At 75.0% G+C, this 19206-nt stretch carries 8 protein-coding genes; 2 read left to right on the top strand and 6 right to left on the bottom strand.

Annotated features, from left to right (window positions below; genetic code table 11):
- The first annotated feature begins 254 nt into the window (after positions 1–254).
- Complete coding sequence (locus ACFV0T_RS04865) at positions 255–1586, top strand: MFS transporter (protein ID WP_385774455.1); 1332 nt, start codon at positions 255–257, stop codon at positions 1584–1586.
- Positions 1587–1968: 382 nt separating this feature from the next.
- On the opposite strand, the gene ACFV0T_RS04860 is transcribed toward ACFV0T_RS04865, so the two are convergent.
- The 6 genes from ACFV0T_RS04860 to ACFV0T_RS04835 are packed head-to-tail and all read right to left on the bottom strand — an operon-like array spanning position 1969 to position 18053.
- On the bottom strand, positions 1969–3057 hold the full coding sequence (locus ACFV0T_RS04860; protein ID WP_385774452.1) for a class I SAM-dependent methyltransferase: 1089 nt from the start codon (positions 3055–3057) through the stop codon (positions 1969–1971).
- A complete protein-coding gene (locus ACFV0T_RS04855) occupies positions 3054–4478 on the bottom strand; it encodes a glycosyltransferase (RefSeq protein ID WP_385774449.1) in 1425 nt (474 codons plus the stop codon). The genes ACFV0T_RS04860 and ACFV0T_RS04855 overlap by 4 nt, the downstream gene beginning before the upstream one ends.
- Entirely contained in the window at positions 4475–5326 is an 852-nt protein-coding gene (locus ACFV0T_RS04850; RefSeq protein WP_385774447.1) for an alpha/beta fold hydrolase, read from the bottom strand. The genes ACFV0T_RS04855 and ACFV0T_RS04850 overlap by 4 nt, the downstream gene beginning before the upstream one ends.
- A gap of 3 nt (positions 5327–5329) precedes the next feature.
- Complete coding sequence (locus ACFV0T_RS04845; protein ID WP_385774445.1) at positions 5330–5647, bottom strand: acyl carrier protein; 318 nt, start codon at positions 5645–5647, stop codon at positions 5330–5332.
- The gene (locus tag ACFV0T_RS04840; protein WP_385774443.1) at positions 5644–10809 is read right to left on the bottom strand and encodes a beta-ketoacyl synthase N-terminal-like domain-containing protein; all 5166 of its coding nucleotides are present in this window, start codon (positions 10807–10809) and stop codon (positions 5644–5646) included. Before ACFV0T_RS04840 ends, ACFV0T_RS04845 begins: the two co-directional genes overlap by 4 nt.
- Before the next feature lie 8 nt (positions 10810–10817).
- Positions 10818–18053, bottom strand: coding sequence for an SDR family NAD(P)-dependent oxidoreductase (locus ACFV0T_RS04835; protein ID WP_385774441.1), 7236 nt, complete (start codon positions 18051–18053; stop codon positions 10818–10820).
- A 419-nt stretch (positions 18054–18472) separates the two neighbouring features.
- On the opposite strand from ACFV0T_RS04835, the gene ACFV0T_RS04830 reads away from it, so the two are divergent.
- Entirely contained in the window at positions 18473–19132 is a 660-nt protein-coding gene (locus ACFV0T_RS04830) for an O-methyltransferase (RefSeq protein WP_385774440.1), read from the top strand.
- The last annotated feature ends 74 nt before the right edge of the window (positions 19133–19206 follow it).

Raw genomic sequence — 19206 nt, 5'->3', positions numbered from 1 at the left:
GTGCGCGCTCACCCCCTTGCCGTGCCCCGACGGAGCCCCGTCCCCTCCAGTCGAGTCCGGTCGCCTCGACGGAGCCCCCGTCATGTCGACGGAGCAGCCTCCCTGGATCGTTGATGAGATTGTTGACAAAAGCGTTGACACTCTGGAAGCGGATCCTTAGCGTCTAGCGCACACCGGGTCAGCCGCACGAGCCGCGACGGCCCGCCTATTGAGTCCCCTCCAGGGAACGCCTCCTGGACGAGAGGAAAACAACGATGTCCTCCTCCCCCGCGCTGTCCGCTCGCGGCAGCAGACTGGCCTTCCTGGTCGTCGGTCTGTGCTGGCTGGCCGTCCTCTTCGACGGCCTCGACATGTTCATCTACGGCTCGGTGCTGCCGCACCTGCTGGCGACGAAGACCTTCGGCCTCACTCCGGACCAGGCCGGCGACCTCGGCAGCTACGCCACCTTCGGCATGCTGGTCGGCGCGCTCGCCGCGGGCACCGTCGCCGACCGGGTCGGCCGCAAGAAGCTGATGGTGTCGTGCGTGGTCGTCTTCTCGCTGGCCTCCGGCGTGTGCGCGATGGCGGACAGCCTCACGGTCTTCGGCCTCGGCCGGACCCTGGCCGGCGTCGGCCTCGGCGGCCTGCTGCCCACCGCCATCAGCATGGTCTCCGACTACGCCCCGCGCGGCCGCGGCGCGATCGTCATCGGCGTGCTGATGACCGCCCACCACGCGGGCGGCATCCTCTCCGCCTACGTGGCCAAGTGGCTCGTGGAGCCGGCCGGCCGGCGGGCCGCCTTCTGGGTCTGCGTGATACCGCTGCTGTTCGCCCCGGTACTGGCCCGGCTGCTGCCCGAGTCGCTGAGCTTCCTCGTCGCCAAGGGACGCGCCGAGGAGGCCCGCGAACTGGCCGACCGCTACGACGTCGAGCTGCCCGCCGTGAAGTCGTCGGGCGGGCAGGGCGCGGCCGACCGCTGGAACGCGCTGGTGAACCTCTTCCGCGGGGGCGAGTGGACGCAGACCCTGCTGTACTGGCTGGCCTCCTTCGGCGGCCTGCTGCTGGTCTACGGCGTCGCCACCTGGCTGCCCACCCTCATGCGCGCCGAGGGCTACGAGCTCGGCTCGGCCCTGTCCTTCGTGGTGGTCTTCAACCTCGGCGGGATCGTGGGCATGCTGGCCGCGGGCCGGGCCGCCGACCGCTTCGGCGCCCCGCGGATCTCCGCGATCTGGTTCGCGCTGACCGCCGCCGGCGTCTTCCTGCTCAGCGTCCACATGCCGATGAGCGTGACCATGGTGGTCGTCTTCCTCACCGGCGTCTTCCTCAACAGCGCCCAGACGATGATCTACGCGACGGTCTCGATCCGCTCCGGCCCGGACGACCGCGCCACCGCCGTCGGCTGGACCTCCGGCATGGGCCGCTTCGGCGCCGTCTTCGGCCCGTGGCTCGGCGGCCAGCTGCTCGCCGCGAACCACGGCGACTGGGGCTTCACCGCCTTCGCCCTGGCCGGCCTCTCCTCGATGGTCTTCATCGGCATCGCCGCCCTGCGCAGCGGGAAGTCCGAGGGCCGCAGCGGCGCGGAGCGGGAACTGGTCGGCGCCCGCTGAACCCGGGCCCGACGGCCCGTCGGGAGCGAGGACGGACGCCGGCCACCGCGCGAGACGCGGGGGCCGGCGTCGGCCTTCTCAGGAGGCCCGGCTCGACAACCGGGTCTACAAGTCGATGAATCTCAACCATCGCCGCTTCCACCTCACCGCCGCTTCTACCCCGACGGCGCGGCCGCCGAGACCGGCGAGCGGCTCGGCACCGATCGGCGGGCTTCCGTGCTCCCGGGGGCCGTTGGGCCGGGAACGGGGACGGCGGCTTCCGGCGAAGGGGAGAGCCGGGTGTGCCGGGTGCGGACGGCGTCCGGCCCTCCTGGTGGACCGCGGGCCGGGTGGCGTTCCGCGGCGACCGGCGGCGGGGGAGGCCACGCCGGACCGCGCTCGGTCAGTCCCGGCGGGCCACCAGACGGTACGCGTTGGACACACCCAGCCGGTGCGACAACGGCCGTACCGCGAACCGGTCCAGGAGCGTGCCCAGGACCAGGAGCGGGATCCCGGCGACGAGCAGGGCCGCGCGTCCCGTCCGGCGCGGCGCGTTCGGCGGCTGCGGCAGCCAGGGCGCGTCGTCGCGCGGTGCCGCGTGGTCCAGCGCCAGCCACACGGCGGCGAGCAGGTCCACCGGGTCGTGCGGCTCGGCGTGCTGCTCCGCCACCACCGTGAAGCCCAGGTCCGTCAGCCGGCGACGCAGATTGGCCACCGGCACGAAGTGCAGGTGCTGCGGCTGGAGCCACGGCAGCCACCACCGGCCCAGGAGCCGGGCATACCGGCTCTCCGGGTCCGGGACCTCGATGAGCAGATGCCCGCCGGGCCGTACCGCCTGCCACGCGGCCGTCAGCTCCCGGTCGGGGTCGGTGCTGTGCTCCAGGTAGTGGAACATGCTGACCACGTCGTAGCGTCCGGCGAGTTCCGGTGCCAGGGCGGGGAAGCTGCCGCGGTAGCCGTGCTCCACCCGGCCCTCGCGTTCGGCGAGTTCGACGCCGTCCGTGAAGTCGAGTCCGTCGAACGTCGTACCGGGCAGCACCTCACGCGCCGCCGCGCAGAAGTGCCCGTGCCCGGTGCCGACATCGAGCCAGCTCTTCGGGGTGGGATCGTGCGGCAGCATCGACTCGGCACGGCCCCGGTACATCCTGGTACGGCCGCCGAAGGTGTCGCCGAGCTTCTTCTCGCCCAGCCCGTCGTAGAAGTCCCGATAGTAGAACTCCAGCCCCTCTTCGCTGAGTTGCGGGTTCTGGAAGATGTGCCCGCAGGCGTCGCACCGGTCGAGTACGAAGCGGCCCGGCTTGTGCTGGAGCAGGTCGGTGGTGCGCAGTCGGGTGGTGAGCCGGTCGGACTCGCACCAGGGGCACGTGGTGCGCGGCGGTGCGAAGAAGCGGTCCGGGCCGTCGGCCAGGTCCGCCCGGTAGCCGGGGCGCAGCGCGGCGATCCGCTCGGCGCGGCTCGGCTCCCCGGCGGGCCGCTCGGTCTGCTCACTCATCGGAACTCCCTGGCGAGTCGGTCGAGATGGGTCGCCGCCGCGGACGCGCCGCCGGCGGCGCGGAACGCCGTACGGATCCGTCCGGCGGCGGCACGGTGCCCCGGTTCGTGCAGTACGGAGTCGAGCGCGGCGCCCAGCCGTGCGGCGGAGACCCGGCCGAACCTGACCCGGAGGCCCGCCCCGGCGTCCACCACCTGCCCGGCCACCACCGGCTGGTCGTCGCGGATGGGCGCGACCACGAGCGGGACCCCGTGCCACAGGGCCTCGCACACGGTGTTGTGCCCGGCGTGGCAGACCACCGCGGCCGCCCGCTGGAGGAGGGCGAGTTGCGGCACGGAGGGCAGCACGAGCACGTCCTTGTCGTGGCCGTTCCCGCCCAGGCCGTTCGTCGGATTGCTGTCCGCGCAGAGGCCGTCCGTCGGGTTGCCGTCCGCGCCGAGGCCGCTCTGCGGATCGCCGTCCCCGCCGAGACCCTTCCGCGGTGCGCCCTCGGCGCCGAGACCGCTGCCCGCGTCGCCGCGCGGGCCGAGTCCGCTGCCCGCGTCGCCGAGCGGGCCGGGACTGCTGTCCGCGTCGCCGCGCGGGCCGGGACCGCTGCCCGGGTCGCCGTCCGCCCCGAGGACGCCCCCCGGGTCGACGATCACCGCCTGCATCCGGTCGGCCCGTTCGCGCGCCGCCTCCCGGCAGGCGGCGAGGAAGCGCGCGCCCGCGTCGGCGTTCGCCGTGCCCAGGGTCACCAGCACCGTGGACCGGCCGGGGTCGAGCCACTCCCAGGGGAAGCCGGACGCGGTGGGCCGGGCCTCGATCGACGGCCCGACCCAGCGGACCGGGCCACCGCGCCCGGCGGCCTCGGGACCCGCGAGCTCCGGTGTGCTGAACGCCAGCACCAGATGCGGCGAGAACCGGGGATCCGCGTCGGCCGACGGATCCCCGACGGCCCGGCGCAGGTGCGCGATCCGCTCCGCGAGCCACTCCGTCACCTTGGGCAGACCGGCCAGGGGATCGGCGAACTCGGCCGAGGTGGTCGCCGAGGTCGCCCACGGCAGCCCGAGCCGTTCGGCGACCAGCGCACCCGCGAAGGCCTGCTGGTCGGCGACGACCACGTCCGGACGGAACTCCTCGACGGCCGCCCGCACTCCCGGCGCCATCGCCTCGGCCAACGGCACGAGATACCACTCCCACAGGAACCTGAGCGCCTCCGGCCCCCGCAGCTCGGGCGGCCGCCGCGCCTCGCCCGCACCCGGAACCGGTCCGGCACAGGGGAACACCCTGGCCCGCGCCCCCGCCAGACGGCCCACCAGCCCGGGGTCGGCACACGCCCACGCCACCCGGTGCCCGTGCGCGGCCAGCCGGGAGGCGACGCCCACGGTCGGGTTGATGTGCCCGACCAACGGCGGTACGACGAATAGGAATCCGCTCACCGCGCCTCGGCCCCCGCCCGCCGGACCCCGACCTGCCGGGCCCCGAACCACCCGGCCCCCGAGGCCTCCTGGACCAGGGACAGGATGTGGCCGCCCACCGTGCCCGCCGCCTCCACCAGCACGGAGTGCTCGTGCCCCGGGATCACCACGGTCCGGCAGTCCGGCAGTGACGACTCCAGCCACGGCGCGAGTTCGGCGAGTTCGGAGTCACCGCCGTACACGCCGAGCACCGGGCAGCGCACCGAGCGGATCAGGTCCTCCGTCAGGACCCGGCTGGCCGGGATGTCCCTGCCGAGGGTGGTGTCCCGGGCGAGCCGGGCCGCGCCCCGCGCCAGACGCGCGGTGTTGTGGCCGCGGTGGGCGGTGATCCAGGCGATGGCGTCGGGCTCGTTGTGGGCCAGCTGGGTCACCACCCGGTCGAGGATGCCGCCGAGCTTCACGGCCCAGGCGGCGGTGGCCGGTTCGGACTCGATCAGGGACACGCTGGCCGTCCGCTCCGGGTGGCGCGCCGCGTATCCGAACGCGACCGTACCGCCGTAGGAGTTGCCGACCAGATGCACGGGCCCGGTCACGGCCAGCCGGTCGAGCAGGGCCTCCAGGTCGTCGATGTTGTGGTCCAGGGTGTAGCCGTCGGGCGGGCGCTCGCTGCGGCCGTGGCCCCGCAGGTCGTACATGACGACGTCGATGCCGGCCGCCGCGAACGCGGGTGCCACGGTGAAGTAGTAGCTGGCCAGGCTGTCGGTGAGCAGTCCGTGGACGAGCACCACGGTGGCGGCGGCCGGGCGGCCGTCCCGGGGCCCGATCCGCTGTACGTGCAACCGGAGTTCACCGGTGTCGACCATCGCCATGCGTCAGCTCGCCCCCGCGGCCCGCAGGCTGGTCACCACGTGGTCGACGAGCCGGCCGACGGTCAGCTCGATGATCTCGTCGAACTCCATGCCGGCCAGGAACTCGGCGAAGTTGACCCGTCCGCCGTACCGCTCCTCCAGCAGGCCCGCCAGGGTCACCAGGTCGATGCTCTCCAGTTCCAGGTCGCGGTTGAACGTGGTCGCCATGTCGATCTCGATGTCGTCGAGGCCGTACTCGTCCTCGAGGAGCCGGGTGAGCATGCCGGTGATGTCGGCGAGGACCGCGCCCTCGTCGACCGGGTGGGGGGTGATCGGGTTCATCGGACGTACTCCTCCTCGTGCGGGTGTCCCGTCGGTCCGGCCGGTCCCGTGGTCCAGGCCACGACATAGGCGCGGTCGGGCAGTCGCGGCGGGTTCGCGGCCGGCCCGCATCGCACCGCGTAGGCGCGCTCCAGGCGGCCCGAGACGATCAGCTCGTCCCCGGCCGGTGCCGCCTCGAGCACGGCGAAGTCGCGCGGCCGGCCGCCGAAGCCGGTGCCCTCCGCCTTGGCGACCGCCTCCTTGGCGGCCCAGAACCGGGTGAACCACAACGCCTGCGGGGCGTCGGTGGCGGCGCACAGGCCGCGCAGCAGGGCCAGTTCGTCCGTGCCGAGCACGGCCGCCATGGCCTGCGGGTCGCGGGCCGTGACCTCCTCGATGTCGATACCGGGTCCGGGACCCGGCGTGTGCGGGCGGACGATGGCCACGCCCGCCTCCGCGCGGTGGGCCAGCGAGACGTCCAGCGGGGGCAGTTCCCGGCCGTGCACCCCGGTGACGTACGGGCGGCCCACGTCGTCGTTGTGCACCCGCAGCTCCGCCGGGAAGACCGGGCCCTCGCCGTGGTCCCACAGCCACCGCCGTACGGCGTCCTTGACCGCGATCCGGCCCAGCAGCCACTGCCGGCGACCGCGCGGCGCGTGCTTCGCGTACTCCGCACGTTCCTCCCCGCCCAGCGAGTTGCGCATGATCAGCTCGCGGGACGCCAGGTCCGGCCACCGTTCGTGCACCAGCGACCAGCCCCCGGGCCGTGCCTCGGACAGCGTGTTGCGGTCGGGGAAGCGTTCCACCGGCCGGGTCGTCGGGTCGTTGTCGAAGCGCCGGTCCTGCCAGCCGTGCAGTTGCGCCCACACCACGCCCGCGACCGACAGCTGCACCTCTGCCTCCAGGACGGTGTCGGTGAGCGAGGTGATCCGCACCAGGCACTCCACCTCGGTCCCCGGGCGCGGATGGGGGCCGTAGAAGCACATCTCCCGCACGCCGACGGGGAACACGACGGTCCGTTCGGTGTGGGTCGACATGATCCAGTAGCCGAGGATCTGGCCGACGTTGTCCAGCAGGGCGCCGGGCGCGGACGGGGTGGTGATGACACCGCGGATGTGCCGGTCGCCGAGCGCGGTGAGTTCGGTGACCCCCTGGAAGGCCGGGCCGTGGAACATCCAGCGTTCGGCGTAGAGCTGTGCCGCGGTGTGGCCGGGCGGCCGTTCGGCGGTGGTGTCCGGCCGCCAGCGGGCGGGCGGCTCGGCCGGGTAGGCGGGGGCGAGTTCCACGGTGGCCCGGGCCCGGGGGCCGAAGGACACGGCGAGGCGGTCCGCCCCCGCGGGTTCCGCCGTGACCTGTACGTCGACGGCCGGTGTGGCCGTCAGCCACTCCTCGAACCGTGCCCCGCGCACCGCGACCGGCAGCGTACCCGGCGCCGCCCGCCCGGCCGCGTCCATGATGTGCTGCACGATCGTGGTCGCCGGGACGACCGGCCAGCGGTCGGCCACGTCCGGCCAGCCGGCGCGCTGGGGGAAGAAGCAGTGGTCGAGGAGGTACGGCATGGTCTCCGGCGAGACCCGCACGACCGTGGACGGCAGGGCTGAGCCCGGCAGGCGAGCGGGGGAGACCGGGGTGGCGACGGGGCCGGGCACGGCGGCGGGGGCTTGTACGGAGGCCTCTGCGGCGGTGGTCGTCGGGACGGGCGTCGGGGGCCGGGTCGCGGCCCGCGCGTTGATCAGCGCGGCCGCCGTGTCCGCGGTGTCGCGCAGCAGGGCGTCCAGCTCGGCGGCGACGGGGAACCGCTCGGCGAGCGCGTCCAGCGGGGACCGTACGCCGGAAACGGGACCGGTCGAGTCGGAAACGGGACCGGCGGAGCCGGGAGCCGCGCGAGCCGTACGTAACTCGGCGCGCAGGCCCGCCAGGGCCCGCCCGTCGAGCGAGACCAGCGCCCCGCCCAGATCGAGCCGCACCGGCGGCCGTCCGGCCCGCACCACGCCGGCGGCCGACCTGGCCGCGGCCGGCAGGGCGGCGGCCACCGCGGCCCCGGCCGTCCACAGCGCGGTCGCCACCCGGCGGAGCTGGGCGAGACCCGTGCGGTGCGGGGAGTTGGCGGGTACGGCCAGGTGGTCGCGCCCGCCGAGGGTGTCGCCGATGAGCGACCCGAGCTGACCGGGGCCGACCTGCACGAACACCCGGTGCCCCGCCGCGTACAGGGCCTGCGTCAACTGCCGGAAGCGTACGGGTTCCAGCAGGTGCCGGACGAACAGCTCACGCACCTCAGCCGCCCCCTCGGGGAACGGCGCCGCGGTCGTCCCGGACCACACGGGGACGGTCGCCGGGTACAGCCGGAAGCGGTGCGCGGCCTCCCTGATCGGCCCGAGGTAGGGCTCCAGCATCGGGGTGTGGAAACCGGACCGGAACGGCAGCACCTGGCTGAGCACCCCCTGCGCGCGGAACGCCCGGACGAACTCCCCGACCGCGCCGTCCGGTCCGCACACCATCGACTGGCCGGGCGCGTTGTCGTGGGAGAGCACCAGGCCGGACCCCGCCCACTCCTGTCCCAGGGCGGCCAGCACCCGGTCCGCGGGCGCGCCGATCGCGCCGAAGGCGAGGCCCGGGACCGTCACCGTGTCCGGGTCGAACGTCGCCATGAAGGCGTCGACCTCGGCTCCCGAGTACAGCCCGGCCACCGTCATCGCCGTCCACTCGCCGACGCTGTGCCCGGCGACCGCGTCCGGTACGACACCCGAGCGGCGCAGCGCGGCGTCGAGCAGCCGCCCGACGGCGACGACCCCGAGGCCGTGCCGGCCCACGTCGCCGACGCGGTCCCCCTCGGGGGCCGGGCCGGGCAGCCCGAAGTGCGCGGCCACGTCGTCGACCCGAGGGGTGAACTCGCCCTCCAGGCCCGGGAAGACGAAGGCGAGTCCGCCGCGGCCGGGACCGAGCAGGGGCCTGGGCCGGAACCAGACGTCGCCGCGGCCGTGCCAGCCACGGCCCTTGGCGACCGCGCGGCGGGCCAGGGCCAGCCGCTTCGCGGTCGGGTCGACGATGCCGAGCCGGGCCGGGCCCGCGTCCGGATGCGGGCGGGCGGCGTCGAGCCCGGCCCGGCGTACCGCGTCGTCGGCGCCGTCCAGGAGGGCGGCGAGACGTTCGGGGCTGTCGGCGGCGAGCAGGAGCACGCGCTCGGGCTCGGTGAGCTGCACCGCCGTGCGCCTGGCGGTTTCGGTGGCTTCGGCCACCTCGGCGACCTCGGCGGCCGCCGCGATCGGGTGGTCGGCGAGGACCGTGACCGGGCGGTCGGTGGGCTCCGGGACCGGGCGGACGGTGCCTTCCACGGCCCGGCGATCCGTGACCTCGCGGAGCGGGCGGTCGGTGGCTTGCCCGGCTTGGCGGTCGGGGATCTCGTGGAGCGGGCGGTCGGTGGCTTGCCCGGCTTGGCGGTCGGGGATCTCGTGGAGCGGGCGGTCGGTGGCTTCCCCGGCTTGGCGGTCGGGGATCTCGTGGAGCGGGCGGTCGGTGGCTTCCCCGGCCTGTCGGTCGGCGACCACGTGGAGCGGGCGGTCGGTGGCCTCGGTGCCTGGCGGGGTGGGGGGCTTCGTGACCGGGCGGCCGGTGAACGTCGTGGTCGCGGCGACCTCGGCCACCGGGTGCCCGTTGGTCTCCGCGACCCCGATGACCGGGCGGTCGGAGAGTAGGGCGACCGGGCGGTCGGCGGTCTTGGCGAGCGTGGGGACGGTGTCGGGCGCGTACGGCATCGCGGCCGGTCCCGGGGCCTCCTCCAGCACCACGTGCGCGTTGATCCCGCCGAACCCGAAGGCGTTCACGGCGGCCCGGCGCACCGGGCGGTCGGGCGAGGTCTCCCAGGGGACGGCCTTCTCCAGCGTACGGAACCGGGTTCCGGCCAGCGCCGGGTGCGGATCGTCGCAGTGCAGGGTCGGCAGAAGTGTCCCGTGGTGCACCGCGAGGGCGGCCTTGACGAGACCGGCCACCCCGGCGGCGGGCATGGTGTGCCCGATCATCGATTTCACCGAGCCGATCACCGCACGCTGCTCGCCCGATGCCTCGGCCGGGCCGAACACCGCGGCGAGAGTGGCCAGTTCGGCGCCGTCCCCGGCCGGGGTCGCCGTGCCGTGCGCCTCCAGCAGGCCGATCGAGCCGGGTGCGGCCGGGTCGAGCCCGGCGGCCTGCCACGCCTGTCGCACGGCCCGGGCCTGGCCGCCGGGATCGGGGTTGACCAGGCCCGCGGCCCGGCCGTCGCTCGCCACCCCGGTGCCCCGGATCACGGCGTAGACCCGGTCGCCGTCGCGGTGGGCGTCGGCCAGCCGCTTGAGCACCACGACCCCGGTGCCCTCGCCGATGAGGATGCCGTCGGCTTCCCGGTGGAAGGGGCGGACGCGCTCGCTGGGGGAGAGGGCGCGCAGCTGGGAGAAGACGCTCCACAGGGTGATGTCGTGGCAGTGGTGGACGCCCCCGGCGAGCATCAGGTCGCAGCGTCCGGTGGCGAGTTCGCCCACCGCCTGGTCGACGGCGACCAGCGACGAGGCGCAGGCGGCGTCCACGGTGTAGGCGGGGCCGCGCAGATCGAGCCGGTTGGCCACTCGGGAGGCGGCCAGGTTGGGCACCAGGCCGATCGCGGACTCGGGACTGTCGGGCCCCAGCCGCTCGGTGAACGCGGCCCGCACCCGGTCGAGTTGCCCGGCGGTCAGGTCGGGCAGCAGTTCGCCCAGCGTGCGGACCAGCTGGCTCGCGGTGCGCACCCGCTGGTCGAGCCGGACCAGGCCGGGGGTGAGGTAGCCGCCCCGGCCGAGGACCACGCCGACGCGCCGCCGGTCGGGCAGCCGGTCCGTGCCGCCCGCGTCGGCGAGGGCCGCCGCCGCCACGTGCAGCGCGATCAGCTGGTCGGGCTCGGTGCCGGCCACCGAGTTCGGCATGATGCCGAACCGGGTGACCTCCACCTCGGCCAGGGTGTCCACGAACCCGCCGCGTCGGCAGTACACCTGGTCCGCGACGGCCGGGCCGGACGCGGTCCCGGGCCGGTAGTGGCCGGCGTCCCACCGGCCCTCGGGTACGTCGTCGATCGCGTCCACGCCGTCGCGCAGGTTGCGCCAGTACGCGTCGAGGCCGGGGGCCCCGGGCAGCAGCACCGACATCCCGACTATGGCGACCGGGACGTGACGACGCGTCACGGGGGCCGTCACCAGCCCGAGGAGGTGTAGACGACGGCGGTGGTCGACGTGTCGCCCCAGGCGAGCTCCCGCAGCAGTGCCGCGGTTCCCTCCTCGGGGTCGATCAGACCGATGCCGCGCCGGCCGTACTCGCGGGCCAGCTCCGGTCCGACCATGCCGCCGTGCCCGGCGGCGGGCGCCCACGGCCCCCAGTGCACCGTCAGTGCCCGGTGCCCGGTACGGGTGGCCCAGGCGGCGCCGAGGGTCTGGAGGGCGTCGTTTGCGGCGGCGTAGTCCACCTGGCCCCGGTTGCCCAGGACGGCCGAGACGCTGCCGAACAGCACGGTGAACGCAGGTCCTTCGGGCAACTCCTCCAGCGCCGTGAGCAGGGCGTCGGCGCCGGTCGCCTTCGTGCCGAACACCCGCTGGAAGGACTCGGCGGTCTTCTCGGCGATGAGCCGGTCCTCGATGACCCCGGCCGCGTAGACCACGCCGTCGAGCCGGCCGTGCTCGGTGTGGATCTCCTTGACCGCCTGGAGCACCGCGTCCGGCTCCCGGAAGTCGACGGAGCGGTAGCGGACCCGGCTGCCGAGCGCGGTGAGTTCCGCCAGGGTCGCGGTGATCTCCCGCTGGGCCAGCAGGAGTTCGGCGGCGCGGTTGATCTCGGTGGGCCGCAGTCCGCCACGGGCGGCGAGCGCCGCGCGCAGCTCGGCCGGGGTACGGGCGGCGGCCGTGTCCGCGGCCTCCTGGCCGTCCGGCGGGGGTGTCCGGCCCAGCAGCTCCAGTCGGCACCGGGAGGCGGCGGCGAGCGCCACGGCGCACTGCGCGGTGATGCCCCGGGCCCCACCGGCCAGCAGGACAACCGAGTCCCGGTCCAGCCCCAGCGCGGCAGCCTCGGCGGCCCCGTCACCGGCCGGACCCGCGCCCGTGGTGCCGAGTGTGCCGAGCGCCGTCTCGACGAGCTCCAGGCCGAACCGGCCGCCGGGCCCGCGCAGGACGACCGGGGTGCGGTCGCAGGCACAGATCTCCTCGACCAGCACGTCCTCGACCGACGCGCCTCCCGCGGTCGCGCCTCCCGCGGTCGGGTTCTCCACCGTCCCATCCGTCACCGGCGCGTCCCCCGCCGGTACGTCCTTCCCCGGCGCGTCCGCGACGGCCGAGGGGGCGGACACGTCGACGATCCGCGCGACCGTCTCCGGGTACTCGCGCGCCACCGTGCGGAAGAAGCCGTGCAGCCCGGCCGTCCCGGTGTCCGGCACCCCGCCGTCGGTGGTCCGCACGGCCAGCAGCCGGCGCGGTCCGCGGGCCAGGGCGGCCTTGAGGACGGGGAACGCGTCGGGCAGCACCTGTGTGCCGCCCGGCACGGGATACAGCACGCCGTCCACCCGGCCGTCGGCCTCCGTGAGCAGGTGCTCGCCGTCGAACACGACGACATCGGCGCCGTACGACCCGAGCCGGGCGCCGATCCCGGCTCCGTCGCCGAGGACCACCCACCGCGTCCCGGACAGTACGGACGCCGGATCCCGCGGGCCGGCCGCCGGTTCGAGGGGCACCGGCCGCAGCAGATACCGCTTGGGTGCCTCGCCGGTCACCGATCCGTCCGGCACCTCCGCCGCCTTGGCCGCGTGCACCGATCCAGCCGCTTCCGCCGGTTCGGCCGTCGCCGCCGCGGCCGCCCGCGCAGGTTTCGCGGTCGCCGTATTCGGATCCACCGTTTCCGGATCCACCAGTTCCGGGGCGGCCTCGGCCGGCTCGGCGGTGACCGTCAGCCGGGCGGTCAGCCAGTCGGTCACCGCGGCGGCCGTCCGTGCCTTCGCCAGTTCCTCCAACTCCGCGTCGTCCAGACCCGCGAGGTCCACGCCGTCTCCGACGCCGAGGCGCCTGGCCAGTTCACCGGCGATCTCGGCCCGCTTGATGGAGTCGATGCTGAGGTCGGCCTCCAGGTCGAGGTCGGGCTCGATCATGTCGACCGGGTAGCCGGTGCGCTCGCTGATGATCTCCAGGACGACCTGTTGGACGTCCGTACCGCCCCGGGCCGGTTCGGAGGGGGTCTCGGCCGCGTGCTCGGGCAACGGCTGTGCGGGCGCGGCGACGTGCGGCACGGGAACGGCTGCGGGCGCGGGCGGTGCGACGGTCCGCTCTCCGGCCGATGCCCCGAAGTAGGTCATCAGGACGTCGCGCTGGGCCGCGACCATCTCGCGGCTGGTGCGCAGGAACTCGGCGATCAGCGCGTCCTGGCCGTCCTGGCCGTCCTGGCCGACCTGGCTTTCCCGGCCTTCCCGGCCGGACGGGACGCCGTGCGGGGGGTTCGTCGTCACAGTCGTCTCCACGCTCTCCACGACTCGTCGGGCCGGCGCGAGCGCACCGGGAAGGAGTCCTCCGGCGGCGGTGCGGACCAGCTGCCCGTCCACCGTCCAGCCGGGCCGCTTCGGCACCGGCGTACGCAGCGCGTCGACGGCGTCGCGGCCGCGCAGCAGCCAGCCGGTGCGCACCGGCAGCCCCGCCACGGACAGTCGGGCCAGCGCGTCCAGCCAGCCGCGCAGGCCGCTGTCCGGCCGTGGCTCGCACGCCACCGCCCGGTGCGGCCGGTCGCCGAGGATCTGCTCGACCAGCCGGGTCAGCACGGACCCGGGACCGGCCTCGACGAAGATCCGCGCGCCCGCCGCGTACATCGCCTCGATCTGCTCGACGAACCCGACCGGGGCGCCGATCTGCGCGGCGAGCTCGGCCCGTACCGCGTCCGCGTCGGCGGCGTACGGCGCGGCCGTGCGGTTGGCCCAGACCGGGAACTCGGGCGCGCGCACCGGCCGGGCCGCGAGCGCCTCGGCGAACCGGTCGGCGGCGCCCGCCACCAGCGGGCTGTGGAAGGCACAGGCCACCGGGATGCGCTGAGCTCCGTACCCGGCCGCGCGCAGCAGGCGTACGGCGTTCGTGACGTCCTCGACCGGGCCGGAGATCACCGTCTGCCCGGGCGCGTTGCGATTGGCGACGACGACCGAGGCCGGTGCCCCCGCCGCGCGCAGGGCGGTTGCGACGTCCTCGGCGCCGGCCGAGACCGCGGCCATGGTCCCGGGGTCCGCCCCTCGGTCGGCGCCGGCCGCCGCGAGGATCGCCGCCGCCCGTTCGGAACTGAGCGCGAGGAGGGTCCCGGCGTCGAGGGCACCGGCCGCGCACAGGGCGACCAGTTCGCCGTAACTGTGCCCGGCGGCCATGTCCGGCCGTACTCCGGCCGTGGTCAGCAGGGCGTGGGCGGCGAGTCCGGCGATGCCGAGGGCGGGCTGCGCGACCCTGGTGTCGGTGAGTGCCGCCCGCTGCCGGTCGCGCGCGGTGTCGTCGAAGGCGGCCGGCGGATACAGCAGGTCGGCGTGGTCGCCGCCGAGCTCCAGGTAGTGGCGCAGCTCGGGGAACGCGATGAACAGCTCGGCGAACATGCCGGTGCGCTGACTGCCCTGACCGGGGAAGAGGAAGGCGACCGCCCCCTCCGCACGGTCCCCGGCGAGGTGGGTGCCGTGGGCCGGTGCGTGTTGCTCGGCGACCTGGGTGCCGTGTGCCGGATCAGGTTTCCCGGCGAGGTGGGTTCCGGGGACCGGTTCGACGCCCCTGGCGACATGGATCCCGCGGCCCGGATCGTGTTCCCCGGCAAGTGCCCGCCGCAGCCGGTCGATCAGGTCGTCCACGTCCGTCGCCACCACCGCCACCCGCGCCGGGTCCCCGCTGACGTCGGCACGGCGGGCCGCGCTCAGCGCGAGGTCGCGCAGCCGCCACGGCCGGCCGTCGGCCTCGGCGGCCGTCAGCAGCTCCTGGATCGCCCGGTGCGCGGCCGCCGTGTCCCGGCCGCGGAAGACGAACAGCTCGGCCGGCCAGGCGTCCAGCCCCTGCACCGGCGCCACGCCGCCCGCGTGAGCGCCCAGCACCACATGGAAGTTGGTCCCGCCGAAGCCGAACGCGCTGACCCCCGCGACGCGTCGTCCGGCCGGCGCCGCCCAGGGGCGGGCCCGCGTGTGGAAGACGAACGGGCTCTTCTCCTCGTCCCAGGCCGGGTTGGGCCGTTCCATGTGCAGGGTGGGCGGCCGCACCCCGGTGTACAGCGACAGGGCGGCCTTGATCAGCCCGGCGAGCCCGGCGGCACACTTGGTGTGCCCGATCTGCGACTTCACCGAACCGAGCACACACGCCCCTGGTTTGGCCCCGGCGGCGTCGAACACCTTGCTGAGTACGGAGAGTTCGGTACGGTCGCCGACCACGGTTCCGGTGCCGTGCGCCTCGACGAGCCCGACGTCGGCCGGTGAGACGCCCGCGTTGCGGTAGGCCCGTTCCAGCGCCGCGCGCTGTCCCTCGGGGCGCGGCGCGGTCAGGCCGAGGGAGCGGCCGTCGCTGGAGCTGCCGAGCCCCTTGATCACACCGTAGATCCGGTCGCCGTCCCGCTGGGCGTCCGCGAGCCGCTTCAGGACGACGCAGGCGACGCCCTCGCCCAGCGCGATGCCGTCCGCCGAACCGTCGAAGGCCCGGGAGCGGCCGGTGGGGGACAGGGCGTGCACGGAGGAGAAGAGGGCGTAGTCGTTGATGCCGTTGTGCAGGTCGGCGCCGCCGCACAGCACCACGTCGCTGGTGCCGCCGACGAGTTCCTTGCACGCGACGTCGACCGCGGCGAGCGAGGAGGCGCAGGCCGCGTCGACGGTGAAGTTGGTGCCGCCGAGGTCCAGCCGGTTGGCGATCCGGCCGGAGATGACGTTGGCGAGCATGCCGGGGAAGGAGTCCTCGGTGAGCCGGGGCAGCTGGTCGTCGAGAGCGCCGGGGACCTTGCCGTAGTACGACGGGAGCACGGAGCGCAGGGTGGCCGCGTTGGACAGGTCGCTGCCCGCCTCGGCGCCGAACACCACCGAGGTCCGGGAGCGGTCGAACTCCCGGCCCCCGTCGCCGTATCCGGCGTTCTCCAGGGCGCGCCGGGCGGCCTCGAGGGACAGCAGCTGGACCGGCTCGATGCTGCCGAGGGACGCCGGCGGGATGCCGTAGCGCAGTGGGTCGAAGGGGATGCGGGGCAGGAAGCCGCCCCACTTGGAGGGGGTGGGGCCGCCGTCGCCCTCCGGCGCGTAGTGCACGGCCGGGTCCCAGCGCTCGGGCGGGACCTCGCCGACCGCGTCCCGGCCGCCGACGACGTTCGCCCAGAACGAGGGGAGGTCGGGTGCCTGCGGGAACATGCAGGCCATCCCGATGACCGCGATGTCGAGCGGCGCGGGCGCGAGCGCCTCAGGCTCCCGGGTCCCGGCCACGCCGAGCCGGTCGCGGAGTTCCGCCGCCCGCCCGGCGAGGAAGTCGGCGGCCCCGGTGGTCACCGAGCGGTGCAGCGCCGCGACGGTGGTGGTCGCCGAGCGCAGCACGGCCACCTCCCCGGCCATGAACATGCCGTCGGCGAGCTGGCGTTCCTCGCCGACGGAAGTGAGCGCGCCGTCGGTGTCCCGGTCCACGCCCTTGCTCGCGACGCGCAGCCGCCCGACGTTGAGCCGCTCCAGCTCCTCCCAGACCCGCCGGTCGGCCACGCCCTCGGACCGCAGTCGCCTCTCGTGCGCGCGGTAGTCGGCGGTGAACGGGCTGGGCACACAACGGGTGGCGTGGCCGGGCGCGGTCTCCAGGAGCGTGGTCCGCTCCGCCGCCAGCACCTGGCGCTGGAACAGCGGCTGGATCGCCTCGCCCGTCACCGCCTCCGCCGTGAACAGGTACGCGGTGCCCATGAGGACGCCGACGGCGGCTCCGCGCGCGGTCAGCGGGGCGGCCAGCGCGGCCACCATCGCGGCCGACCGCTCGTCGTGCACGCCGCCCGCGAAGAACACCTCCAGCTCGGGCGCCGCGCTCTCGTCGGCCGCGTCCAGGAAGTCCTCCAGGACCGCCAGTTGCGCCTCCCACAGCGGGAAGCTGCCGCGCGGCCCGACGTGCCCGCCGCACTCGGAGCCCTCGAACACGAACCGGCGCGCCCCGGCGCGCAGGAACTGCCCCAGCAGCCCCGGTGAGGGCACATGCAGGAAGGTGCGGATCCCGTCCCGCTCCAGCGCCTGCGCCTGGGACGGCCGTCCGCCCGCGATGACCGCGTGCGTCGGCCGCAGTTCCCGTACGGCCGCCAGCTGGGCGGCGCGCACGTCCTCCGGCGCGAAGCCGAGCACGCCGACGCCCCAGGGCCGCCCGGCGACGGCGGCCCGGGTCTCCGTCAGCACGGCCCGCGTCTGTTCGCCGTTCGCCAGCGCCAGCGCGAGGAACGGCAGCGCGCCGTCCCGGGCGATCGCCGCCGCGAAGGCCGCCCGGTCGCTGACCCGGGTCATCGGCCCCTGCGCGACGGGCAGCCGGGTGCCGAGCGCCCGGCTCATCGCGGAGTCCGTGCCCAGCGCCCCGGCGGGCACGTCGTCGCGTACGGCGTCGCACACCGCGTCCGTGAGCGCGCGCACGGTCCGTCCCACGTCACCCCAGCGCTCGGCGAACCGGGCGGCGAGGAAGCCGTCCTGACCCACCGGCAGCAACTGGGTACGAGGGTCCTGGGCGCCCAGCGCCGCCGCCACGGCCGCCGGGTCGGTCCCGTCGACGCGCCGGGTGTCCGGGCCACGGCGCAGCAGCACGCGGTGACCGGCCAGCACGACGGTCTCCGAGCCGTCCAGGGAACGCAGCGCCGCAGCGGTCGCCTCCGGCAGCGCGGATTCGGCCAACAGCGCGAGCTGGCCGTCCAGGACGACTCCGGCCGCCCCGCCGGCCACCGCCGCGGCGGCCGTCCGGGGGCCGATGCCGCCGCAGGCCCAGACCGGGAGCGTCACGTCGGGTGCCGCGAGCAGTTGCTGGAGCAGGACGAACGTGCCCAACTCCCCGATCCGGCCGCCGCACTCTGCGCCGCGGGCGATCAGCCCGTGGGCCCCGGCGCGGACGGCCTCCCGTGCCGCGTCGAGACTGGTGACCTCCACCAGCACGCGGTACAGCGTGACGACCTCGCCGGGCCGCCACGGCGCGTCCGTGGCGAGGACGACCGTGTCCGGACCGTCGGCGTCGCCCGGGTCCGACGCGAGGTCGGCGGGGGTCAGTCGGCAGCGGGCGCCGATCCGGACACCGAACCGGCCCGGGGCCAGGCGGCGCAGCCGCGCCAGCGCGTCGCGGGATCTTCGGTCGCCGTCGCCCAGATCGAGCACGCCGAGCCCGCCGGCCCGGCCGATCGCCGAGGCGAGCCCGGCGTCGGGTTCGCCGAACGGGGTGATGCCGATGATCATGTCCTCGGAACGCACAGCAGACGTCATGATTCTCCGAATCAAGCTGAGACTGCACGGTGGGGGGTGCGGGACGACAACAACAAAGGCGGCGAATCGGATTCCGGCGGGACATGGGGCAGCCGGGAACACCGAATAAAGCGCCTGCTCGAAACGCGTCGAAAGGTAGTCCCGTTATTACTGACTGGTCAATGTTGAACCAGCGGGGCAGTATGCGGGCGCACCGATCCGGTCAATCACGGGCCGTGGAACGGACGTCGGAAACCGCATCAATTCCTTTCTGGTGCCGTGCCGTTCACTCTCTTCACACATGGCCGAAACACGGCTGAGTGAATGAACGAGTTCTGTTGGTGTGGCATGTCCGAATCGAGGCGCACTTTCCCTTCGTCAGACGGCTCGAGGGAAATTCCATGTGTCGATCTTGGAGTGACCGGGAAAGGCTTGTGCCTATGACGACTCTCACCACCTCGCCGGCTGCCGACGTGCTGGAGCGGCTCTTCGCGGACGCCGTCCGGACCGGGGAGGCCTTCCGCGCGCGCATGGCGCGCACCCCGGCCGAGGGACGTGACGCCCGGGGGAGCGTGGACTCCCGCGCGTTCTACGCCGCCGCCAAGGACACGCACCTCGCGGTCTCCCGCGACACCGCCCGGCTGCTCTACGTCCTGGCCCGTTCCCGGGGGGCCCGCCGCGTCGTGGAGTTCGGGACCTCCTTCGGCGTCTCGACGCTCTGCCTCGCCGCCGCGCTCCGGGACAACGGGGGCGGCACGCTCGTCGGCAGCGAGTACGAGCCGACCAAGGCGGAGGCGGCCCGCCGCAACCTGGCCGACGCGGGCCTCGCCGACCTGGTCGAGGTGCGCGAGGGCGACGCCCTCGAATCCCTCGCCCATGACCTTCCGGGACCGGTCGACCTCGTGCTGCTCGACGGAGCCAAGGACGTCTACCTCGACGTGCTGCGCCTGCTGGAGCCGCGGCTCGCCCCGGGCGCCCTGGTGGTGGCCGACAACGCGGACCGCAGCCCGGAGTTCCTCGCCCACGTCCGCGGCGACGCGCGGTACGTGTCGAGCGCGGTCGGCGACGATGTCGAGGTCGCGGTGTACACCGTGGGCTGAGGCGGCGCCGGTTCCCGACCCCGACGGCGGACAGCGGGGCGTCACCGGGGGCTCCGGATCGTCCGCCGGGGGAG

The sequence above is a fragment of the Streptomyces sp. NPDC059582 genome, assembly GCF_042735715.1.
Lineage (GTDB): Bacteria > Actinomycetota > Actinomycetes > Streptomycetales > Streptomycetaceae > Streptomyces.
This window is presented reverse-complemented; position numbering and strand designations above follow the sequence as displayed.

Bases quoted from the DNA above. Each gene is read 5' to 3' on its own strand.
- ACFV0T_RS04835 (WP_385774441.1), bottom strand. From the start codon at position 18,053: ATGACGTCTGCTGTGCGTTCCGAGGACATGATCATCGGCATCACCCCG.
- ACFV0T_RS04845 (WP_385774445.1), bottom strand. From the start codon at position 5,647: ATGAACCCGATCACCCCCCACCCGGTCGACGAGGGCGCGGTCCTCGCC.
- ACFV0T_RS04830 (WP_385774440.1), top strand. From the start codon at position 18,473: ATGACGACTCTCACCACCTCGCCGGCTGCCGACGTGCTGGAGCGGCTC.
- ACFV0T_RS04865 (WP_385774455.1), top strand. From the start codon at position 255: ATGTCCTCCTCCCCCGCGCTGTCCGCTCGCGGCAGCAGACTGGCCTTC.
- ACFV0T_RS04850 (WP_385774447.1), bottom strand. From the start codon at position 5,326: ATGGCGATGGTCGACACCGGTGAACTCCGGTTGCACGTACAGCGGATC.
- ACFV0T_RS04860 (WP_385774452.1), bottom strand. From the start codon at position 3,057: ATGAGTGAGCAGACCGAGCGGCCCGCCGGGGAGCCGAGCCGCGCCGAG.